The organism is Moritella sp. JT01, assembly GCF_001574435.1.
Taxonomy (GTDB): domain Bacteria; phylum Pseudomonadota; class Gammaproteobacteria; order Enterobacterales; family Moritellaceae; genus Moritella.
In genome coordinates this window covers 36803-60238 of record NZ_LOCN01000015.1, presented here as the reverse complement: position 1 = coordinate 60238, position 23436 = coordinate 36803, and the positions used below count along the sequence as shown (strand labels likewise).

General features: G+C 41.0%; 17 protein-coding genes. 15 read left to right on the top strand and 2 right to left on the bottom strand.

The window, feature by feature from the left end; all coding sequences use genetic code 11:
• Positions 1-98 precede the first annotated feature (98 nt).
• Positions 99-986, top strand: a complete 888-nt coding sequence (locus AKG98_RS13000; RefSeq protein ID WP_067046359.1) for a chemotaxis protein — start codon at positions 99-101, stop codon at positions 984-986.
• 101 nt (positions 987-1087) lie between these two features.
• Here AKG98_RS13000 and arcA read toward each other — a convergent pair whose 3' ends face one another.
• Positions 1088-1804: a two-component system response regulator ArcA gene (gene arcA, locus AKG98_RS12995; RefSeq protein WP_067046357.1), complete on the bottom strand. Its 717-nt coding sequence runs from the start codon at positions 1802-1804 to the stop codon at positions 1088-1090.
• An 839-nt stretch (positions 1805-2643) separates the two neighbouring features.
• On the opposite strand from arcA, the gene AKG98_RS12990 reads away from it, so the two are divergent.
• The gene (locus AKG98_RS12990) at positions 2644-3123 is read left to right on the top strand and encodes a putative 4-hydroxy-4-methyl-2-oxoglutarate aldolase (protein ID WP_067046355.1); all 480 of its coding nucleotides are present in this window, start codon (positions 2644-2646) and stop codon (positions 3121-3123) included.
• Positions 3124-3220: 97 nt separating this feature from the next.
• On the opposite strand, the gene aceK is transcribed toward AKG98_RS12990, so the two are convergent.
• A complete protein-coding gene (aceK, locus tag AKG98_RS12985) occupies positions 3221-4945 on the bottom strand; it encodes a bifunctional isocitrate dehydrogenase kinase/phosphatase (RefSeq protein WP_067046353.1) in 1725 nt (574 codons plus the stop codon).
• Between the two features lie 330 nt (positions 4946-5275).
• On the opposite strand from aceK, the gene thrA reads away from it, so the two are divergent.
• From thrA to AKG98_RS12920, 13 genes are all read left to right on the top strand, one after another.
• Positions 5276-7735: a bifunctional aspartate kinase/homoserine dehydrogenase I gene (gene thrA, locus AKG98_RS12980; protein WP_067046351.1), complete on the top strand. Its 2460-nt coding sequence runs from the start codon at positions 5276-5278 to the stop codon at positions 7733-7735.
• A gap of 2 nt (positions 7736-7737) precedes the next feature.
• On the top strand, positions 7738-8694 hold the full coding sequence (gene thrB, locus AKG98_RS12975; protein ID WP_067046349.1) for a homoserine kinase: 957 nt from the start codon (positions 7738-7740) through the stop codon (positions 8692-8694).
• Positions 8695-8833: 139 nt separating this feature from the next.
• A complete protein-coding gene (gene thrC / locus AKG98_RS12970; RefSeq protein ID WP_067046347.1) occupies positions 8834-10123 on the top strand; it encodes a threonine synthase in 1290 nt (429 codons plus the stop codon).
• Between the two features lie 173 nt (positions 10124-10296).
• Complete coding sequence (locus tag AKG98_RS12965) at positions 10297-11013, top strand: siderophore ferric iron reductase (RefSeq protein WP_067046346.1); 717 nt, start codon at positions 10297-10299, stop codon at positions 11011-11013.
• 219 nt (positions 11014-11232) lie between these two features.
• Positions 11233-12000 carry an ABC transporter ATP-binding protein gene (locus AKG98_RS12960; RefSeq protein WP_067046345.1) on the top strand — a complete coding sequence of 256 codons (768 nt, stop codon included), beginning with the start codon at positions 11233-11235 and terminating at the stop codon, positions 11998-12000.
• Positions 12001-12066: 66 nt separating this feature from the next.
• On the top strand, positions 12067-12957 hold the full coding sequence (locus AKG98_RS12955) for an iron-siderophore ABC transporter substrate-binding protein (RefSeq protein WP_067046344.1): 891 nt from the start codon (positions 12067-12069) through the stop codon (positions 12955-12957).
• A gap of 3 nt (positions 12958-12960) precedes the next feature.
• Entirely contained in the window at positions 12961-14973 is a 2013-nt protein-coding gene (gene fhuB / locus AKG98_RS12950; protein WP_083543960.1) for a Fe(3+)-hydroxamate ABC transporter permease FhuB, read from the top strand.
• A 159-nt stretch (positions 14974-15132) separates the two neighbouring features.
• Positions 15133-17298, top strand: coding sequence for a TonB-dependent receptor (locus tag AKG98_RS12945; RefSeq protein WP_067046343.1), 2166 nt, complete (start codon positions 15133-15135; stop codon positions 17296-17298).
• A gap of 351 nt (positions 17299-17649) precedes the next feature.
• Positions 17650-18516, top strand: a complete 867-nt coding sequence (gene tesB, locus AKG98_RS12940) for an acyl-CoA thioesterase II (RefSeq protein ID WP_067046342.1) — start codon at positions 17650-17652, stop codon at positions 18514-18516.
• Positions 18517-18707: 191 nt separating this feature from the next.
• Positions 18708-19736 carry an erythrose-4-phosphate dehydrogenase gene (gene epd, locus AKG98_RS12935; protein ID WP_067046340.1) on the top strand — a complete coding sequence of 343 codons (1029 nt, stop codon included), beginning with the start codon at positions 18708-18710 and terminating at the stop codon, positions 19734-19736.
• Positions 19737-19770: 34 nt separating this feature from the next.
• A complete protein-coding gene (locus AKG98_RS12930) occupies positions 19771-20937 on the top strand; it encodes a phosphoglycerate kinase (RefSeq protein WP_067046338.1) in 1167 nt (388 codons plus the stop codon).
• Between the two features lie 147 nt (positions 20938-21084).
• Entirely contained in the window at positions 21085-22161 is a 1077-nt protein-coding gene (fbaA, locus tag AKG98_RS12925; RefSeq protein ID WP_067046336.1) for a class II fructose-bisphosphate aldolase, read from the top strand.
• Between the two features lie 147 nt (positions 22162-22308).
• Entirely contained in the window at positions 22309-23427 is a 1119-nt protein-coding gene (locus AKG98_RS12920) for a cytochrome-c peroxidase (RefSeq protein ID WP_067046334.1), read from the top strand.
• Positions 23428-23436 lie beyond the last annotated feature (9 nt).

Genomic DNA, 23436 nt, shown 5'->3' with positions numbered 1-23436 from the left:
TTACTCGTGCTATATTGCTTATATAAAACAATGTAAATGCTTAATTATGCTATAGTCTTAAGCGTTTAGTGGATGTATTAATTAATATAGGAAGGGTAATGAGTCAGTCACAAGGTTTATTATTATTTAAGTTGAACCTACAGCAAAAATTTGCAATCGGCACGTTGAAAGTGCAAGAAATTGTACCCTCCACACGTTTGTATTCTTTACCCGGTTCTCACCCTATGGTGATGGGCGCTGCGACACTGCGTGGTCGGACAATTCCTATTATTGATATGGCAGCCGCTGTTGGCTATCGCCCAGTCAGTAAAGAAGAATATGACTCGTGTAATATTATTATCACGGATTGTAGCCGTCAGATAGTCGGTTTTTTGGTGCGTCATATTGATAAGATTATGAATTGCAGTTGGAAAGATATTTCAGCGCCAGATTCATCACTCGGCTGTAATATATATACCACGGGGGTAATGCAGCTAGATGACCAATTAGTGCAACTCATGGATGTTGAACGTTTATTAGCTGACATTTATCCTGATGACGATATTGAGTTACCCCAGTTTACAGACCTTGAACTTGAGCAGCTTCGTACCAAAGAAATTTTGGTGGTCGATGATTCGATGGTCGCACGTAATCAACTTGGTAGTGCGTTAGATGCCGCAGGTATTCATTATCAAGTGTCCAAAAATGGCCAAGATGCATTAGCTGTGATGCAGTCCGCAGTCGAATCTGGTAAGCCAATCGATGTTTTGGTTAGTGATATTGAAATGCCAGGCTTAGATGGTTATGAAGTTGCGTTTGAAGTACGTAGTACGCCCAACGTATCTGCAACTTATATTATTCTTCATACTTCGTTATCAAGTGCGATTAGCACTGAACGTGCACAGCAAATTGGTGCTGATGAAGCGCTGACTAAATTTGATGCAAGCGAGCTATTACAAGCAATTCTACGTGGAGTAAAAGGGCGAGATAAGGTTAGTCAGACTTAAGACGCTCGAATGCTAGGCACAAAAAAAGCGCTAACTATTAGCGCTTTTTTATTATTCGCTACACCGTAAAGTGCAGCGAATTATATTTGAATTAAGCTAACTTAGCTTAATTCACCACAAAAACGGTAACCTTCACCGTGGATTGTAGCGATGATCTCTGGCGTATCAGCAATGCTTTCAAAATGCTTACGGATACGACGAATAGTTACATCAACAGTACGATCGTGTGGTTTTAGTTCACGGCCTGTCATCTTCTTCAATAACATTGCACGTGTTTGAATCTTACCTGGATTCTCTACAAAGTGTAGCATTGCACGGAATTCACTACGTGGTAGTTTGAATGAATCATCCAGTGGACTAATCAAAGAACGGCTGTTGATATTTAAACGCCAGCCATTAAATTCATATTCTTCTACGATCGCTTTTTCTTCGTCTGCTACTGGGATTTTAGTAAAAGTACGGCCGAGTAGGTTACGTGCACGAATCGTTAATTCACGTGGATTAAATGGTTTAGTAATGTAGTCATCAGCACCAATTTCTAGACCTAAAATCTTGTCAACTTCATTGTCGCGACCAGTTAAAAACATCAGAGCTAAATTATGTTTGTCACGTAGTTCACGTGCTAACAGTAAGCCATTTTTACCTGGAAGATTAATATCCATGATTACCAAGCTGATAGGGTTATTGGTAATGATCTCATACATTTCATCGCCGTTACTTGCTTCATGTACTGAATAGCCTTCAGCTTCGAAGATGCTTTTTAGGGTGTTACGTGTAACGAGTTCATCTTCTACGATAAGAATGTTTGGGGTTTGCATAAACGTACCTAGTTTCGCTTTGGATCAAATAATGCCCAGATTATTGATATCAATGAATCGGGGAGTAAGAGTAATACATCCATGAAATATAAGACTATTTATCTAGAACAGCTGACTGTGGCAGGATATCTAGTTTTATGGCTTCCTTAACTATAGGATTATATGTTATTAACAGCAGTATAACAACCTAATGTAATTATGTTACGTAATAACTAAACGTGATTTGATATTTATCAAATAACCCTCATTGGTTATTTTTAGCTGAAATAAATATTGCCAACGATTAATTAAATAAATAATAGCGATATAACTATGAATGTAATAGTTCTTAAAGTTATATAAATCAAACTATTATATTATTATCTTATATGTTTAACATTATTTAAAGCTTGAGTTTATCGGACTAGATTCAGCTAAAATCTTTCGAATTCACCGAGGTATATATAAGATTAAAGATAAAAATTATTTTGATTAATATTTTTTGTTCGTTAATTTTAGTACTAAATAAACAGGTTAGTTATGGTTTATCGCACTTCTATTTTATGTTAGCGCGGTGTTTTAGTTTAAATTTACCCATATGTCAGTTGTTTAGATGAATGATTTTGGTTTATTAAAGTGTCCTGTTATTGAACTGGTTCTGTGTCAGTAAAAAATGTAATCAAATTACAAGTTGGTAAGTTTTATCTATAATTAATGATTAATGTATGTACTTTGTTAGTTAATTATAGATTGAAATAATTGATTTGCGCTAATATGTTAGCAGTTGTAGTAAGTATCGTTTCACGTAACATAGTTACTGGAATATGAGAGATATACAATAACAACTCTAAGGATGGATTATGTTAGACCTGTTACCTGATCTGTGTGATCAGCATTTTAATCAATTGTCTGTAATGGACCCTATTTTTCAAAGTTATGGTAAAGCGACTATTTTTAGTGGCCAAGCGGTAACGGTTAAATGTTTTGAAGATAACTCGCTCGTTAAAGAACTGGCTGGCACGCCAGGAGAAGGACGTATTTTAGTGGTTGATGGCGGTGGCTCAACACGACGTGCGTTACTCGGTGATATGATTGCCGAAGATGCAGTGAAAAATGGCTGGGCTGGTTTTGTTATTTATGGTGCCATTCGTGATGTTGCGACTATTAATACACTTGAATTAGGGGTTAAAGCGATAACGGCTTGTCCTGTTAAAACAGAAAAACGTGGTTTAGGTGATGCGGGTATCGATTTGCACTTTGCTGGTGTGAACATTGCCGAAGGTGATTATATCTATGCCGATTTAAATGGTGTCGTGGTGGCTAAAGAACCACTTCTTTAGGTGTCTGTATTCGCGGTGAAGATAGGGATGAGGTTAATCGATTATTAACCTCATCCCTTTTTATTTCCCTATTTCCCTACCTACCCATCTACATTACTTATTCATCTCGGATAAAACGTCGTGCTCGGCGATAAGGGAATACATCGCTGTATTTACCGTGATTAATATCGTCTTGTAGTCCCTTCCAGTAGTCGGCGTCAAGCAGCTCAGCATGGTATTTTTTAAAGAGCTTGTTAATTTCTGGTCGAGATAATAAGAAGGTCTCAAACTCCTCAGGGAATACATCGTTGGGAGCGACGGCGAACCAAGGTTCAGCCAGCATAATGTCTTCTGGATAGCGTGGTGGCGGAATGTAGCGGAAGTTAACTTCATGCATATACGAAATCTCATCATAATCGTAAAAGATCACGCGATTATGTCGGGTCACACCAAAATTTTTAAACAGCATATCACCGGGGAAAATATCTGCTGCCGCAAGTTGTTTGATGGCATTGCCGTATTCATCGATAGCGTTATCAAGCTCTTCTTCATTTGCTTGTTCGAGATACATGTTGAGCGGGATCATCTTACGTTCAATATAAAGATGTTTGATCACCACTTTGCTGTTGGTGATTTTTATAATTGAAGGGGCGACAGCTAACAATTCATCGAGCAGTTCTTGACTGAAACGATCCTTGGGAAAAGCAAAATTCTTAAATTGCTGGGTATCTGCCATTCGACCTACACGATCATGAGATTTTACGATCTGATACTTTTCTTTTACGGTCGCGTGATCGATTTGTTTGGGTGGTGCAAACTTATCTTTAATGAGCTTAAATACCACATCATAAGAAGGCAGGGTAAATACGCTCATCACCATGCCTTTAATACCAGGGGCAATAATGAACTTATCATCAGAGTTATCTAAGTGCTTTATATAGTGGCGGAACAGTTCCGTTTTTGCATGTTTTTGACAACCGATGGCAGAGTAGATCTCAAAGTTAGTTTTATGCGGGATCATCGGTTTTAAAAATTGCACAATGGCACCCGGTTCTGGTGCATAAACAAAGAAATAAGCACGGGCAAAGCCAAACAGAATACTGGTTTCTTCTTTTTCAAAAATGACTGTATCTAAATAAATCTCGTTTTCTTCGTTATTTAGAATCGGAAATACCAACGGGTACATATGTCCATCAGCAAAGATCTTACCCATAAGGTAAGCCCCTTTGTTGCGATAAAACACTTCGTTAAGCATGTGTACTTCGATATGCTCGGCTTCGGTGAGTTGTTTTGGCGCATGTTGGTTAAGGTAATCCACGACATTAGCAAGATCTCGGTCCAAGTTCTCCCATCGAGCGGTAAAGGTATAACCCCCAATGATCTTACGTAAGATCACCGAAAAGTTTCCTCCTCGGGTATAACTGCGATAAAAATTATTCGGATACCCTGGATCTCTAACGCGATTAGCATTAGTAATAAATAGTTGTTCTTTATATATATTGGTATGTTTAAAGACACGGCGATAAACAGAGTTAAAGAAGCTTTCGGCAATTTCAAAATTTGGGTAATGCTGTAATAGCGCTTCGTACTCCCGCTTAATCCCTTGCAGGAATACTTGGTCCGCTTCTGCTTCAGCCGCAAGATCTTGCATTTTCTGAGCGGTCTTACCGACGTGGTAATCATAAAGGCTAATACGTTTTTTCGCCGCGATTTGCACACCATGCCAATCCGCGTTTTCAAAACGTAATTTTGCACCACGCGTGACTTCTAAAAAGCGGCTATAAAAAGCATCAAATGATTCTAATAACGAACCCGCTATTTGTGCTTCTAAAACTTTTTCCATACAACAAATCCTTGGACTTAAAACAAGCTTAAATATCGCAATCTTTTTACATTATTTCAACATGTTTAAATCCTTTTATCAATGTAGAGTGAAACAACTAAATATATTTTAAACTTGATTTGGTTCTCATTTTTTGATATTGCTATAGGTATTGAAATTATTAACTGATTTATTAAATATTATTATGACTTATTGCTTAGCGTTCATTACCACCACGATTATTAACACTGTTATTACAACGGTGGGATGACACGTAGGGCTAAGACAGAAATAATAAAAAAGCCCGTTACCATTTGGAACGGGCTTTTTTGTATCTACAAGGAGCAAAGGATGCGAGTTTTAAAATTTGGTGGAACATCGTTGGCAAACGCCGAGCGATTTTCATGTGCAGCAGATATCTCTGTGAGTAAGATTGAGCAATCACAGGTAGCATTGGTGTTATCTGCGCCAGCAAAAGTGACCAATAATTTGGTTGCGGCTGTGCAACAAACGGTTCGTGGCCTTGATGCTGAATCATCACTGGAAGAAATAGAAGGGATATTTAAGGCGCTTGTTGCAGGCCTAAAAGTTCAATACCCTAATTTTAATGATGTAGTTGCATTAACGGAGGTAACCACATCATTAGCGACATTAAGAGAATACTTATATGGCGTAAAGCTGTTATCGCAGTGCCCTGAAAATATTGAAGCAAAGATTTTATGTACCGGTGAAAAACTGAGTATTGTTTGCATGGAGCAACTGTTATTAGCGCGTGGATTTAAAGTTGAAGTCATTGTTCCGCAAGACAAGCTAGTAGGAAAGGGCCGTGTATTAGAAGCCACTGTGGATATTGACGCTTCTCGTGCTCGTTTCGAACAAGATCCAATTAAAGCTGACCATATCTATTTAATGCCGGGCTTCACTGCGGGTGATGAAGAAGGCAATACTGTTGTACTTGGTCGTAATGGTTCTGATTATTCTGCAGCTGTATTAGCGGCGTGTCTGTATGCTGAATGCTGTGAGATATGGACAGACGTAGACGGTGTTTACGCTTGTGATCCACGCTTAGTAAAAGATGCCAAATTACTTAAAACATTAAGCTACCCAGAAGCGATGGAATTGTCGTATTTTGGCGCGAAAGTATTACACCCAAAAACCATTGCACCGATTGCTCAGCATCACATCCCTTGTCTGATTAAAAATACCAAAAATCCAGAAGGCGAAGGCACCTTGATCGGTGGCTTAGTATCGAAAACCCAGGCCGAAGTTAAATCATTATCAGAGCTAAGTGGCATGACCATGATTAACGTATCCGGTCCGGGTATGAAAGGTATGGTTGGCATGGCAGGCCGTATTTTCGAAACAGTATCGCGTGCTGGAGTATCAATTGCCCTTATAACGCAATCATCATCAGAATACAGCGTTAGCTTCTGCATCCACAGTTATGATGCAGGTAAAGCTAAACTGGCACTGAATAACGAATTTACTTTAGAGATCAGTAATCAGTTACTCGAACCTATCGAAATGCGTGATGGTTTAGCGATTGTATCGCTGGTTGGTGATGGCATGCGTAAAGCCAACGGTATTGCAGCGCGTTTCTTTACGGCATTAGCACAAGCATCGGTGAATCTTGTTGCCATTGCGCAAGGCTCATCAGAGCGTTCTATTTCTGCGGTTATTGATGAAAGCAAAGCCAATGAAGCGATTAAAGCCTCACACAATATTTTCTTTGGTAAACAACAATACATCGACCTGTTCTTATTAGGGTGTGGTGGTGTGGGTGCGGCATTAGTCGAACAAATCAAACGTCAAAAAGAATTTTTAGCAGAACGTCATATTGAGATCCGAGTCTGTGGTATCGCCAACAGTCGCCAAATGTTACTCGACTCAGAAGGGTTATCATTAACACATTGGGCTGATGATCTTGCTGCCAGTGATACTGAATTCTCATTAGCAACACTGGAAGATTTGGTTAAACACAGCCACATCATTAACCCGGTGATTGTTGATTGTACCAGTAATGATAATCTTGCCAGTCAATATGTTGACTTCCTTGGCAGTGGCTTCCACGTAGTTGCGGCGAACAAAAAAGCCAATACCATGAGTATGGATTATTACCACGAGCTGCGTTCAACGGCATTAAAAACCCGCCGTCGTTTCTTATACGATACTAACGTCGGTGCAGGTCTACCTGTGATTGAAAACCTGCAGAATCTATTAAGCGCGGGTGATGAACTGGTACGCTTTAACGGTATTCTGTCGGGATCTATGTCATACATCTTTGGTAAATTAGATGAAGGCATGAGTTTTTCACAAGCAACGGCACAAGCGCGTGACAATGGCTTTACAGAACCGGATCCACGTGAAGATTTAAGCGGCATGGATATCGCGCGTAAGTTATTGATTATTGCACGTGAAGCGGGCATGGATTTAACCTTAGAGCAAGTTGAAGTTGAAGAAGCAATACCTGCTGGTTTTGATGCAACGGGCACTAATGAAGAGTTTATGGCCAACCTACCAAAAGCAGATGCGTACTTTGCAGATTTGCACGCGACAGCTGCTGAAGAGGGCAAAGTATTACGTTATATCGGTCAGATTGAAGACGGTAAATGTAAAGTATCGATTGCCGCGGTACCAGAGTCTGATCCGTTGAATAAAGTAAAAGATGGTGAGAATGCATTAGCATTTTACAGCCGTTATTATCAGCCAATCCCAATGGTATTACGTGGTTATGGTGCAGGCTCAGAAGTGACTGCTGCAGGCGTATTTGCCGATGTATTACGTACCCTTAATTGGAAGCAGGAGGTTTAGTCATGAGTATAGTTGTATTCGCACCGGCATCGGTAGCAAATGTAAGCGCAGGTTTTGATGCATTAGGTTTCCCGATTGCTCCGATTGATGGTTCGCTCATCGGCGATAAAGTATTTATTACCGATGCTGATTCGGCATTTAGCCTAGCCTCTAGTGGTCGTTTTAAGCATAAATTACCTGATGATTACCGTGAAAATATCATCTATGATTGTTATCTTAGTTATGCCGCTGCGTTAGAAAATCGTGGTTTGAAGATCAAAAATATCGCCATGGAGTTAGAAAAAAACTTACCGATTGGTAGTGGTTTAGGATCAAGTGCGGCGTCAATTGTCGCAGGGCTAGAAGCACTGAATGCATTTCATGATAACACCCTCGATGAGCACGAAATGGTGTTATTAATGGGTGAACTTGAAGGCAAAATTAGTGGTAGCGTACATTATGATAATGTTGCGCCTTGTGCTTTAGGTGGTATGCAATTAATGCTGGGCGAAAATGGGATTGTGAGTCAATCTGTGCCTTGTTTCGATGAATGGTATTGGGTGGTAGCTTATCCGGGCATTAGCATTTCAACAGCTGCTGCGCGTGACATCTTACCAACAGAGTACAGCCGTGGTGATTGTTTAACTTATGGTCGCCACTTAGCTGGATTTATCCATGCTTGTTATAGCAAGCAGCAAGACTTGGCCGCTGCGATGTTGAAAGATGTGATTGCAGAACCATATCGTTCACAGCTTATTCCTAAATTTGATGAAGTGCGTGACTATGCGAAAGAGTTAGGTGCACTGGCAACCGGTATTTCAGGCTCTGGCCCGACGGTATTTAACGTGATGACTGACTTAGCCCAAGCTGAAAAGCTAAAAGCTTGGTTAGACGCTAACTTTATCCAAAACGATGATGGCTTTACTCACATCTGTAAACTGGATAAACAGGGCGCACGTGTTGTGGGTACTGCACTGTAATAAACAGTTAAAGGCTAGACCACAAAAAATAGCAAAAAATACTGCGTGTTTACGATAACAAGGGCTATATGCTCTTATCATGTCAAGGTCATCGTGATCACGCAGGTTACACAAATAATGTTTTAGGGAATGAACAACAATGAAATTATACAGCATTAAAGATCACGCAGAGACAGTTAGCTTTTCGCAAGCAGTAAAGCAAGGCATGGGTAAAAACCAAGGTTTGTTCTTTCCGAGTGAAATTAACCCAATCGACGATATCGATGCCTTACTAGAGATGAACCTAGTTGACCGCAGTCGTGTTATTTTACAATCACTGATCGGTGATGAATTTAGCGAACAAGAATTACATGACATTGTTGCAAGTGCGTTTAACTTCCCTGCACCAGTGACAAAAATTAATGACAAGATCAGCGCATTAGAACTATTCCACGGTCCAACATTAGCATTTAAAGACTTTGGTGGTCGTTTCATGGCGCAGTGCCTGTCGCGCTTAAGTGCGAATAAAGGCTCGGCGGGTGAAAAAATCACGATCTTAACCGCGACATCAGGCGATACGGGTGCCGCTGTCGCACATGCCTTCTATGGTATGGATAATATCGAAGTGGTGGTGATGTATCCAAAAGGTAAGATCAGCTTCTTGCAAGAACAGATGTTCTGTACGCTCGGTGGCAATATTCGCACCATCGCGATTGATGGTGACTTTGATGCCTGTCAGGCATTAATGAAACGTTCTTTTGATGATGCAGAGCTGCGTAAGGCAATTGGTCTTAACTCGGCTAACTCAATCAATATTAGTCGTCTAATGGCGCAAATTTGTTATTACTTCGAAGCATTTGCACAACTACCAAAAGCGCAGCGCGCACAAACAGTGGTGTCAGTGCCAAGTGGTAACTTTGGTAACCTGACTGCAGGTCTATTAGCAAAAACATTAGGTCTACCCGTTAAACGCTTTATTGCCGCGACGAATATCAATGATACTGTGCCGCGTTATTTACAAAGCGGTGAGTGGGATCCAAAAGCAACGCAAGCAACATTATCCAATGCGATGGACGTAAGCGTACCAAGCAACTGGCCACGTATCGAAGAACTGGCACGTGTTAAAGGGTGGGACTTATCTGAACTAGCGTCGGATTTCTTATCTGATGAAGATACCAAGCAAGCCGTTGTCGCGTTAGATGAACAAGGTTACTTATGCGAACCACATGGTGCGATTGCCTATGACCGTTTAAGTGCAAAATTGGGCGAAGATGAATTCGGTTTATTCCTATGTACTGCGCACCCTGCGAAGTTCAAAGAATCAGTTGAAGAGATTCTAGGTCGTGACATTGGCTTGCCACAAGAGCTGGCTGATTGTGCCGACAAGCCAAATCTATCTATTGATATGGCAAATGATTTTGCTGCATTACGTGCATTTTTAATGGCGTAGTCTAGCGCTAAGTTATTAATAATATTTATTTTTATAATTAAGGCTTTAATCAGGATAACTGATTAAGGCCTTTTTATTGCTGTAAATAGTAATTGATAACTATTTGCATTACCGTGTTCAAGTGGTTATTCTAGTTTTCATTTATGATTAATTGATGTTGTGTATTAATTCTTATGCAAAATAGTGAATATTTTGAAGCACTCTTTAAGTTATCTAAAAAAGTGACACCTTACTTATCTGGGCAGTTAGCTGCAGATACCGGAGAAGGGCTCCACATTTATCGTAATAACAGTGATGCGATTCAACAGCTTTATTCACAATTGTCCCTGTCGTCAGCAGAAGCTGGAAAGGCTTATTGGCTAACACGCACCTGGGACCTTCTTTGCTGGCAGCCTATCTATATTGCTTTTATTGCTGTGTATCAATTAAAAGCGATACCTGATATCAAAAACGTGAGTCAATCTATTCAATCAGGGTTTATTTCTGGATTTACGTTTCATACATCGGATCTTATCTTTGGCTCTAACGAAGCGCTGATCTCATCGATTGGATTGCAATTAAGCGTGCTATTTGAGTCATATCGAGAAGAGGTATCCCAATGGACACGTATTCGCCCCGGATTCACCAAACACTTAATTGCCGATGGCTTACTCAATTGCATTATAAAACTGCAAGCACAGGCTCCCGCGTTATCTAATGCGTATTTTCTGACGCAAGCTAAGTTGTGGTTAGCTGCTTTTGAGTTGCCAGATAAGCATTTATCCGGCTTGCAAATTGACCTTACTACCAACAAGCTAAAATTGATTCGTACCAGCTGCTGCTTAGTTTATAAATGTGAAGGTCGCAATCTATGTGCAGATTGCCCGCGTCACCCGAGTAATAAGCGTTAATTTGAGTATTCTTTACTGTCTACTATTTTTTTGAAGGCGGGTATAAATGCAATCGCTATAATGCTACTCGATAATATAATACAAATATAAATAGGGGGGTAGGCTGAAAGAGTTAGTATATCCTACTAATTATCAATCGTAATGAAAACAATTATCATTACCAGCTATTTATGTTAGAGTTCAGTCAATCATTTATTAATAAATAGCTTACTTCATTTTATGTATCAACTTATCGATGCGTCGTTTGAAATTGACGGGAAACCGATCCTGCACTCAACGAATTTGGTCTTTACTAAAGGTAAAGTCACGACCTTACTTGGTCATAATGGCTGTGGTAAATCGACGCTCATTAAATTACTCAGTCGTCAGAATTCCCCGACTCAAGGCCGTGTACTGTTTGATAATCAAGCCGTTCATCATTTATCTCATCAAGATTTTGCGCTTAATGTTGCTTATTTGCCGCAACACCCACCAATCACAGATGGCGTTACTGTTCGAGAATTAGTGTGCTTTGGTCGATATCCGTGGAAAGGGGCATTTGGCCGATATAGCAAAAAAGATCACCAGCTGGTGGATGATGCGATAGAGAAAGTAGGGCTAAGTGCGTTTAGCGAGCGCTTTGTTGCTACCTTGTCTGGTGGCGAACGTCAAAGAGCATGGGTGGCGATGTTATTGGCTCAACAAAGTCAGTGTATTTTGCTTGATGAGCCTACGTCTGCTCTGGATGTTGCACACCAATATGAATTATTATCCCTGATCCGAAATTTGAATGAAACCTTAGGATTAACCGTCATTATGGTGCTTCATGACATCAATATGGCAGCAAAATTTAGCGACCAACTCATTGCTTTACATTCAGGGAAGGTGATTGCACAAGGTACGCCTAGTGAGTTAATGACTCCAGCGGTATTACAAAAAATATACGGGATGGAATTGGCTTTGTTTGCGCATCCGCAAACGGGTCAGCAGATAAGTTATATCCCTTAATCTCACGTCTTTAACCCTCATGCTTTAATAGAGTATAAACATGGACGAACAGCTAGGAATACTCCCTTGAATAAAATTATTGGTTTCATTATTACCTTATGTATTTTTTCGGTTCAGGCTGTAGAAATTAAGCATGAACTTGGTATTACTCACTTTGAAAAAACGCCACAGACAGTAGTGGCGTTAGATTGGGCGTTAGCCGAAACGGTATTAAGTCTCGATATTATGCCGCTGGGAGTAGCGGATGTTAAAGGCTACCAAACTTGGGTGACGGAGCCTGAACTCAATGATTCCGTGGTAGATGTGGGCTCACGAAGAGAGCCTAACTTAGAGTTGCTGACAGAATTACAACCTGATGTGATACTGATTAGTCAGCACATGGTTGCAGCCTATAAACAACTCAGTGAGATAGCCCCGACCTTAGTGTATAGCGTCTACAACAATGACAAAACACCGCTTATTTCAGCAACACAGATCACGACACAACTCGGTCTATTACTGGATAAAGAAAAACAAGCCAAACAGGTCATTACACAAACACAGCAACGATTACAGGCGAATGGCGATAAAATTAGGCGTATGCAAGCTAACAAGAATCCGTTGATTTTTATTCGGTTTATTAATGATAAAACGGTTCGGATTCACGGTGCAGGCTCATTAGCGCAGGCAACGATTGAAGACATGGGACTCGTTAACGCTTGGCATGAACAAAGCAATTTGTGGGGATTTACTACTGCAGGCATCGAAAAGTTAGCTGAGCACCAGCAAGCAAATGTGTTGATTTTTGGCCCATTAAAAGCGGCAGAAAGAAAGCAGTTAACCCAATCTGCATTATGGCAAGCGATGGCATTTACCCGCACAGATTCAGTGTTTGAGCTTCCTGCTATTTGGACGTTTGGTGGACTTGTTTCTGCGCAACGATTTAGCGACCATATTACTCAGCAATTAATTAAGTAATCAATGAATACATTTCCTCTATCTAGAGCCTCAAAATTGAATGCCTCAAAACAGCAAGGCATGTGGTGGCGTTTTTTTATTTGCTCACTCATCGCTGCTATATTACTGAGTTTACTGCAGTGGACCGCGCCTTATTCGCAAGGGTTGAGTTTATTGTGGCAAACGGTGTTTCATTATGACGCGAGCAATTATCAGCATCTTATTACTCACCTCACTTATCTACCCCGTTTAGCGATAGCGATATTATGCGGTTTTGCATTAGCGGTCGCAGGCTGTGTGATGCAATTTGTACTGCGTAATCCAATTGCATCTCCGACGACCCTAGGTGTTGCTGCAGGTGCCGAATTAGGATTAGTGTTAGGCATCTTATTTTTGCCCGTTAATAGTAGCATTAATGGTTTTATTCCCGCTTTCTTAGGCGGGGGGCTAGCAACATTATTGGTATTTATATTATCGGCCAAGCGTGGGTTTTCTCCTGTGCATATGGTTTTGGCTGGTATGGTGATCAGTTTATTTTTTGGTTCACTTAATACCATGTTATTGCTATTGAATGAACAAAAATTAGCAAGTGTATTTGTGTGGGGGGCGGGGACATTAAACCAAAATGATTGGTCGAGTGTTATTACGGTATTACAGCTTATTACGCTACCCATTATTGCCGTATTGTTACTTTCTAGGCCCTTGTCAGTATTACAATTAGGAGACACGGTTGCCTCTTCTATTGGTATTAACATTAAGCAAATTAAAGTGATTTCATTGACGTTAGCGATATTTATTACTGCCGCAGTGGTCAGTGAAGTTGGTTTAATTGGCTTTATTGGCATTGTCGCCCCGGCCGTTGCGCGACTGTGCGGGGCGAGAAAGCTCACCGCTCAGATCCTTGTTAGCGGGGTGACCGGCAGTTTGATGTTGTTACTGGCAGATCTGATTGTGCAACCATTCTCGGGCGTTGGTGGGGCGTTACTGCCGACTGGTGCAATGACGGCATTATTGGGCGCCCCCTTTTTACTTTGGTTATTAAATCGAAAGTTATTGCAATCGGATCTCAAGTCGAGGGACACGAGTCAAATAACATATCAGCACAGGAATATCCAAAAGGTATTGTTTCCGCTTGGTATTCTCGTGATCGTCTTCTTTGTTGTGGCTTTAGTTGTCGGCAAAAACCAAACGGGTTGGGTGATGTCATTTAACACTTCAGTCATGGAACTTCGATTGCCAAGAGTACTTGTTTCTCTTTTAGCTGGCATTGGTTTGGCTATTGCGGGAACAGTCATTCAGCGGGTCTCGACTAATCCAATGGCAAGCCCTGAAATATTAGGCATTAGCTCTGGCGCGGCGTTAGCGTTAGTGCTTGGCGCATTGTTTGGCGTGACGGTTGAACGGTATGAGCAAATGTTACTCGGCACCTTCGGGGCGTTTACTGTCACTGGTATTATTTGGTTGATGGGGCGAAAACATAATTTTGCGCCAGCGCAAATGTTATTAACCGGGATCGCGCTTAGCGCAGGACTCGATGCTTTCTTACGCATTGCAATGTCATCAGGGCAAGATAACGTGACAGCATTGTTAACTTGGCTGTCAGGCTCGACGTATTTGGTCAGTATGAGTGATGTGTATCTATTAGGTGCGGGTGTGACCTTGTTTTCCGGTATTGCTTTTTTAAATCATCGGCGTTTAGACCTGATTGGTCTTGGGGAAATCACCGCGACCAGTATTGGATTGGATTGCCGCAAAGTGCGATTGCTCTTATTGCTTCTGGTGGCAGCGTTGACAACCTTGTGCACGATTATTATGGGGCCACTGAGTTTTATTGGCTTGTTAGCCCCACATATGGCGCGATCGCTTCATCAGTATCGGGCATCTCATCAATTGTTAACGGCTAGTCTATTAGGCGGCTGCTTGATGCTCCTCGCTGATTGGGTCGGACGAACCTTCTGGTTCCCGTGGCAATTCCCGGCAGGATTATTGGCTTCGTTGATTGGTGGTGCGTACTTTTTGTATCTGATGAGGAAATAGTGATTGGTTGTATTTCTGAGTCTTAAGTCGGCGCGTAATGAATTTTAAGTAGTAAATATTAAGTAATAAATCGTTATTTAATATTATAAAGAATGAATACGAATCATTTGTCTTAGTTTTCGTTATTCAGTCCAATGTAAACATAAAAAGAGAACATAAATGAAAGTTAAAAAAGGGAATTATCCACTAACATTAGTTGCTGCCGCTGTGGTCTCTGCGATCTCGCTTGTATCGGTAACTGCCCAAGCAGAAGGGGTCACATCAGAGGAAGAAACCACTGTAGTGGTCGCGAGTCGAACAGCAAAAGCGATAAGTGAAATTCCAGGCACGGTTTGGTTTGTTGATTCAGAACAAATTGAACAGGAATATCGTGGTGGTAAAAATCTCGGTGAAATTTTAGCAGCAACAATTCCATCTCTGGATGTCAGCAGTGGCGCCAGAACTAATAAAGGACAAAATTTACGTGGCCGTGCCATGTTAGTGATGATTGATGGTGTGTCATTACAGTCTTCACGTACTATCAGCCGTCAATTAGATTCGATAGACCCGTTTAATATTGATCGCATTGAGGTACTTTCAGGTTCTACTTCGGTTTATGGTGCTGGTGCAACCGGTGGTGTGATTAATATTATTACTAAGAAATCGCCAGGCGGAAAACTGCAATTTGAAAGCTACGTGAGTGGCTCATCTGGGTTTAATCGTGGTGATGATTTTGATTATAAAGTGGCGCAAGCTATTTCAGGTGGAAATGACACTGTATCTGCCCGTGTTTCGGCTGTGTATACCGAAACTCAAGGTTTTTATAATGCCGACGGAAGCATAATTACCCCAGATATTTCACAGGGTTCATTACAATATAACCAGACGCTCGATCTACAAACAACTGTAGATGTAACCTTGTCTGACACCAAAAAAATTAATTTCTTGGCTCAATATTATGATAGCCAGCAAGATTCTCCATACGGTTTGTATTTTGAGGGCGGTAATTTTATTGAGGTTAGAAAAGGATTCGAATCAGACCGTCAACATGGCACTGAGCGTATCATGCTAAGTTCAGCATACAGTGATGCTGACTTTATTGGTCATCAGTTAGTTGTGGAAGCCTCTTACCGTAAAGAAGATCAAACTTATACTCCTTTTGGTCTAGGCGCATCACAGCAAGTGACAGATGTGTTTTCGCTAAAAACCGCGTTGGCCAAGTCTTTTGGTAAGGTCAAATTAGTATACGGTGCGGATGCTTATTTAGATAAATTTGATAGTAATCAAGCGTTATTTGATCCTATGTTGGCGTATACGTCAGGTGGTTTAATCAATGAGACATTTACAGAAGTAGGCCGTTACCCCGGGGTTACCGTCGGTTCGGTCGCTGCTTTCATTCAGGCCAGCGTGAATATTACCGATGATTGGTCAATTGAAGGTGGTTACCGTTATCAATACATGAACAATAAAATCGATGATTTTGTTGCTGCTAGTATTCAAAAGAAAATTGCGAATGGTAATGGCTCATCGGCAGATGCAGTTCCTGGCGGCGAAACTAACTACTCTGTGGGATTATTCAACTTAGGTACTGTCTACAGGTTAACTGCAGCGTCACAGGTATGGGCTAACTTCTCGCAAGGTTTTGATCTTCCTGACCCGGCAAAATATTATGGCCAAGGCGGTTATATCTTGGTTGGAGACCATTACAAACTTGACAAAAGCATTAATGTTGCAGACTCTAAAATGTCAGGCATTAAAACCAATAGTTATGAGATTGGTTTTAGAACAGATCAAGACGCATTGAGTTTCCAAACTGCGGCGTATTTCTCAGGTTCGGACAAGTCGGTTAAATACAATACACATACATTATTAATCGAAGATGTAGATAATAAAAAACGTGTTTATGGTGCCGAAGCACTCGTTTCTTATTGGGTTACGGATAATCTACAAGTAGGTACTTCTGGTCATTATGTTGTCTCAGAGCTGGAGACGGATGGTAACTGGGATGATTTAAGCGCTGGAGAGGCAAGTACTTCAAAAGCCAGTTCATGGGTTGGTTGGTATGATTCAAATCTAAGTTTGAAAGTCCAAAGTCAAACGATGTTTGATTATGAAGATGCGGCTAAAAATGAGTTAGACGGTTATACCGTGTTTGATTTACTGGGCAGTTATGAATTGCCTGTCGGTAGTCTTGGTTTTGGTATTCAGAACTTATTTAATAAAGATTATACCACGGTGTGGGGGCAACGAGCTCAGGTCTTCTATTCTGCTTACTTTGGGGAGGAAGCTTTTGATTATAAAGGTCGAGGTCGTACTTATACACTTAATTACCAGGTTAAGTATTGATATTTAACTTCCTTGTATGATGATAACGCAAATGATGCTACTGCATTACGTGCATTTTTAATGGCGTAGTCTAGTCTTAAATCACGCATTTTCACATTTGTGAACATACCTTGTTTTGATGTCGTTGTTAACGGCATCGGAGCAAGGTATTTTTTTTCCCTATTTTAGAGATAAGTGAGGTATTAAGTTTAGCGTGTGAGGCCATAGTGGCTAGGCTGAAGTACTGATTTAATCACAAAGTATGTAATCCTAGCCCTACAATAACTGTAATTAGCGCTTGAATATCTTCTATAACAGGGGTAGCGTTGCTCTTTTGTATTAAAATAACAACCGGAATTCAAAAAGGCATTTATGGGTAAGGTATTAAAAGATCTGCTTGGACAGCTAACGTTAGAAACCATTGAAGAAGGGATCTATCGTGGTCAAAGTCAAGATTTAGGTTTTGGTGCAGTATTTGGTGGTCAGGTAATGGGACAAGCATTATCGGCAGCGAAAGAAACTGTACCAGCAGATCGTAAGGTGCATTCTTTCCATTCGTATTTTTTACGTGCAGGTGAAGTTACAAAACCGATTGTTTATGAAGTCGAGAATATTCGTGATGGCGGTTCAATTACCACGCGTCGAGTACGTGCAATTCAAAATGGAAAAGCTATTTTTTATATGACGGCATCATTTCAGATTGAACTTGAAGGTTACGATCATCAAGATGAAATGCCGGATGTACCGCCCCCAGAAGAACTTGTTTCAGAGCAGGACCATGTACTATCACTGCGTGATGAATTACCGGATGATATTTGTGCCAAGTTTGTCTGTGAAAGACCGATCGAAATGCGCCCTGTGCATTATCTTAATCCATTAAGCGAAGAAAAATCCGCACCAGTGCGTTATGTTTGGTTTAAAGCCAATGGGCAAATGCCAGACGATGCGCGTATTCATAAATATCTGCTCGCTTATGCATCCGATTTTTGTTTATTACCGACTGCATTACAGCCACATGGTAAGGGTTTTATGAGTCCCAATATGCAAGTGGTGACCATCGATCATTCAATGTGGTTCCACCGTGATTTCCGCCTAGATGACTGGCTATTGTATGCGATAGATAGTTCAAGTGCCTCTGGTTCTCGTGGTTTAGTACGTGGTCGTTTCTTTACTCGCGATGGCAAAATGGTCGCAACTACAATGCAAGAAGGATTAATTCGTAACCGGGAGATCGCTTAATTACGTACTTAATTACGAAATAGTGCAACATTTCGGATGAAAACGTCGAAATGTTGTTTTATTACGAAAATTTGTGGTCGGGATCATGCTTTCCTGAAATTTATAAACATTTCCTACCCCTGCATATTCGCTTCTGCCTCATTTTAATCTACAATGAAGTTCGTTTTTTGTTACTAGGTATACCCCCTATTATGTCTGTTAGAGTTGCCATTAATGGTTATGGACGAATTGGACGCAGTGTTGTCCGAGCGTTGTATGAAAGTAACCGTCAGGACGAAATTAAGATCGTTGTGATTAACGAACTCGCGGCTCCTGAAGCGATAGTGCATTTAACCCAATATGACTCAACGCATGGCCGTTTTCCATTCTCAGTACAATTGGGTGATAACCTATTACAAATCGAAAATGATTGTATTCATTTAGTGCGTCACCCAGAATTGGCTGACTTACCTTGGCAGGAACATGACATTGATATCGTACTTGATTGTACGGGTATATATGGCACTAGAGCGGATGCTGAAGCACATATTGCGGCGGGTGCTAAAAAAGTTATTTTTTCCCATCCTGCGAGTTCGGATGTTGATGCCACGGTTGTGTTTGGCGTTAACCATGAACAGCTGACGGGCGACGAGACATTTATTTCTGGTGCGTCTTGTACCACCAACTGTATGGTGCCAGTGATCAATGCACTGGATAGTGCATTTGATATTAAATGTGGCACCATCACCACGATTCACTCTGCAATGAATGATCAACCTGTAATCGATTCTTATCATACTGATTTACGCCTCTCCCGCGCTGCAAGTCATTCTATTATTCCGGTTGATACAAAGTTAGCAGCAGGGATTGAACGTATCTTACCTAAGTTTGCTAATAAATTTGAAGCCATTGCCGTTCGGGTACCTACCTTAAATGTGACAGCAATGGACTTAAGTATCACGGTTAGCAAATCCGTCACAGTTGAAGACATTAACAATTGTTTACACGCTGCAGCAGAAACTGAATTAAAAGGGATCTTGGGTTATACCGAGGCTCCGCTGGTATCGATAGACTTTAACCATGACCCTCGCTCTAGCATCATTGATGGCACTCAAACACGCGTCAGCGACGGACATTTGGTTAAATTATTAGCTTGGTGTGATAACGAATGGGGCTTTGCTAATCGGCTACTTGATACGACGCATTACATCGCTACGCTAGCGAAAAATAGATTGAAATAAATTTTATAAAATTGATAGCTTTAAGGATTGAACGATGAATATTATTAAAATGACAGATCTTGATCTTGCAGGTCAACGTGTATTAATTCGTGCAGATTTAAACGTACCAGTGAAAGATGGCAAAGTAACATCTGACGCACGTATTCGCGCATCATTACCAACAATCAAACTTGCACTAGCGGCAGGCGCAAAAGTGATGGTTACATCACACCTTGGTCGTCCAACTGAAGGTGAATTCTCTCAAGAGTTCTCATTAGAGCCTGTTGTAAACTACCTTAAAGAAGCATTAGAAAATAACGTTGTACTTGCGCGTGATTACCTAGACGGTTTAGAACTAAACGTCGGTGAATTAGTTGTATTAGAAAACGTTCGCTTTAACAAAGGCGAAAAGAAAAACGAAGACGCATTATCAAAAGCATATGCAAATCTATGTGACGTATTCGTGATGGACGCATTTGGTACCGCTCACCGTGCACAAGCATCTACATACGGTGTCGGTATGTTTGCGCCAATCGCATGTTCTGGTCCGCTACTTTCTGCAGAACTTGAAGCGCTAGGTAAAGCAATGGACAAACCAGCTCGTCCATTTCTAGCCATTGTCGGTGGATCTAAAGTATCAACTAAATTAACTGTACTTGATTCATTATCAACAATTGCTGATCAGCTTGTTGTTGGTGGCGGTATTGCCAATACATTCATCGCAGCACAAGGCCATAACGTTGGTAAATCACTGTGCGAGCATGACCTAATTGATACAGCTAAAGCATTAATGGCGAAATGTGACATCCCAGTAGCCACCGATGTATTAGTCGCGACTGAGTTCTCTGAAACGGCTGAAGCAACATTGAAACCAGCGTCAGAAGTAAATGATGATGATATGATCTTCGATTTAGGTCCAGATTCTGCAAATCAACTTGCAGAGATGATCAAAGCAGCTAAAACAATTATTTGGAATGGCCCTGTTGGCGTATTTGAATTTGCTAACTTCGCTAAAGGTACTGAAATCATTGGTCGTGCGATTGCAGAAAGCGACGCATTCTCTATCGCTGGTGGCGGTGACACATTAGCCGCTATCGATCAATTCGGTTTGGCTGATGGCATTTCTTATATCTCTACTGGTGGCGGCGCGTTCCTTGAGTTTGTAGAAGGTAAAGTACTACCAGCAGTGGCTATGTTAGAAGAACGTGCTAAAAACGCGTAACTCACCATTAGCAACTAATGATGAATAACTAATCGTTGTTTTGCTGCTACGGCTATCACCATAGATTAACTGTAGCGGCAAAAAGTATTTTAAAAATTTGTACTGACTGATTCAGTACTTAAATATGTAAACAATAAGGCTAATATTATGTCTAAGATCTTTGATGTTGTAAAACCAGGTGTTGTAACAGGCGATGACGTGCAAAAAATCTTTGCAATTGCTAAAGAAAACAACTTCGCGCTACCCGCGGTAAACATGGTAAACACTGATTCAATCAATGGTGCATTAGAAGCGGCTGCAAAATCTAAATCACCAGTTATCATCCAGTTCTCACACGGTGGCGCTGCATTCTTCGCAGGTAAAGGTATTGGTCTTGAAGGTCACGGCGCATCTATCATGGGCGCAATCGCCGGTGCTAAATACGTACACGTTATGGCTGAAGCTTATGGTGTTCCAGTTATTATCCATACCGATCACGCAGCGAAAAAATTATTACCTTGGATCGACGGACTACTAGACGCGGGTGAAGAGTTCTTCGCACAAACGGGTAAGCCACTATTTAGCTCGCACATGTTAGATCTTTCTGAAGAACCACTAGAAGAAAACATCGCTACTTGCGGTGAATACCTAACACGCATGTCTAAAATGGACATGACTATCGAAATCGAACTAGGTTGTACTGGTGGTGAAGAAGACGGCGTAGATAACTCTGATATGGACGCATCTGAGCTTTACACTTCTCCTGAAGACGTTGCATACGCTTATGAGAAACTAACGGCAATCAGCCCTCGTTTCACTATCGCTGCATCTTTCGGTAACGTACACGGCGTATACAAGCCAGGTAACGTTGTACTTACACCAACTATCCTACGTGATTCACAAGCATACTGTTCAGAGAAATTCGGCCTTCCAGCTAATTCTCTAAACTTCGTATTCCACGGTGGTTCTGGTTCAAGTGAAGCTGAAATCCAAGAGTCAATCGGTTACGGTGTTATCAAAATGAACATCGATACAGATACACAGTGGGCAACTTGGGACGGTATCAAGAACTACTACGAAGGTAAAAAAGAATTCCTTCAAGGTCAAATTGGTAACCCAACTGGCGCAGATGCTCCAAACAAGAAACATTATGACCCACGTGTATGGTTACGCGCTGGTCAAACAAGTTTAGTAGCTCGTCTAGAACAAGCACATAAAGATCTAAACAGCGTAGACGTACTATAATTATTCGTTAATATACGAATAATCTAGTCGGCTAAATAAAATGCCGCAGACTTTAGGTCTGCGGCATTTTTTTTAGTTATAGAAAGTGGATGCTAGAATGTTTTAAGTAAAATCAATACATTAATATTACGGTTAAAAGAAAACTAAATGTATATCTTCAAATCTAGATTATTGAGATGGTTAATTGTGTTCTGCGCTTTTAGCCTAGGTAGTGCAGTCGCAGAACCTCGCTCTAAAGTAGCGTTAGGACGTTACTTATTTAATGATGTCCGATTATCTAAATTGGGCAATCGAAGTTGTGCACTCTGTCATTCTCCTTACCATGGTTGGAGCAATACTTTTAGTAAAACGCCTGATATTTATGGACAGTTAGCGACACTAAACACGCCTTCTTTACTTAATGTTGCTGATTATTCTACTTATATGCAAGGCACTACTAAGTTAACCAGTTTAGTTGAAACGATTAAGCGTCCGTTGCTTTCTAAGCATCCAGAAGAAATGGGCATGGAACCACAGCTATTAATCGCACGATTAAAGTCAGCCTCTGACACATATTCGGTATTATTTGCGGATGCTTTTGGCAGTACTGAAGTAACCCTTGATAAAGTGTTATTTGCTTTGGCTGAATATGTAAAAACGATCCGCTCTACGGACACTCCATATCACCAATATCTTCAGACTGGTAACACCAAGTTATTAACGGTTGCGCAGCAGAAAGGGTTAACGCTTTTTAATAGCGAAAGGTTAAATTGTCGTGCTTGCCATGGTGGTCCGCTATTGAATAATAGGACTGCGGTTAATCAGAGTAATTTTGCCAATACAGGGCTTTATGGTATTCAGTCTGGCGATAAATATTATTATCCTGCTGAAGCGCAAGGATTAGAAAATGAGACTGGCAGTCATCATGATAATGGTAAATTTAGAATACCATCACTGGTTAATGTAACAAAGACAGGCCCGTGGGGTCACGATGGCAGCTTTGCCACATTAACTGCAGTCATTGAGAGTTATGCGCGCGCTGGGCGATTGACTGTATCGGGGCTGAATAAAGGTGACGGGCGCAACCATGCACAAAAAGACCCTTTGATTAAAGGGTTTAGTTTAACCAACGCTGAAAAATTACAGCTATTGAGCTTTTTAGATGCTTTAACAGTACCCGCCCAAAATGGGTTAAGTGAACATGCATCACCGTTTTGCGCATTAGTGAAGTTAAAGGGTAGGGAAGATATCGCTAATTGCATACCGCCCTTTGTCTATCGCGATTAAGGTATTAAA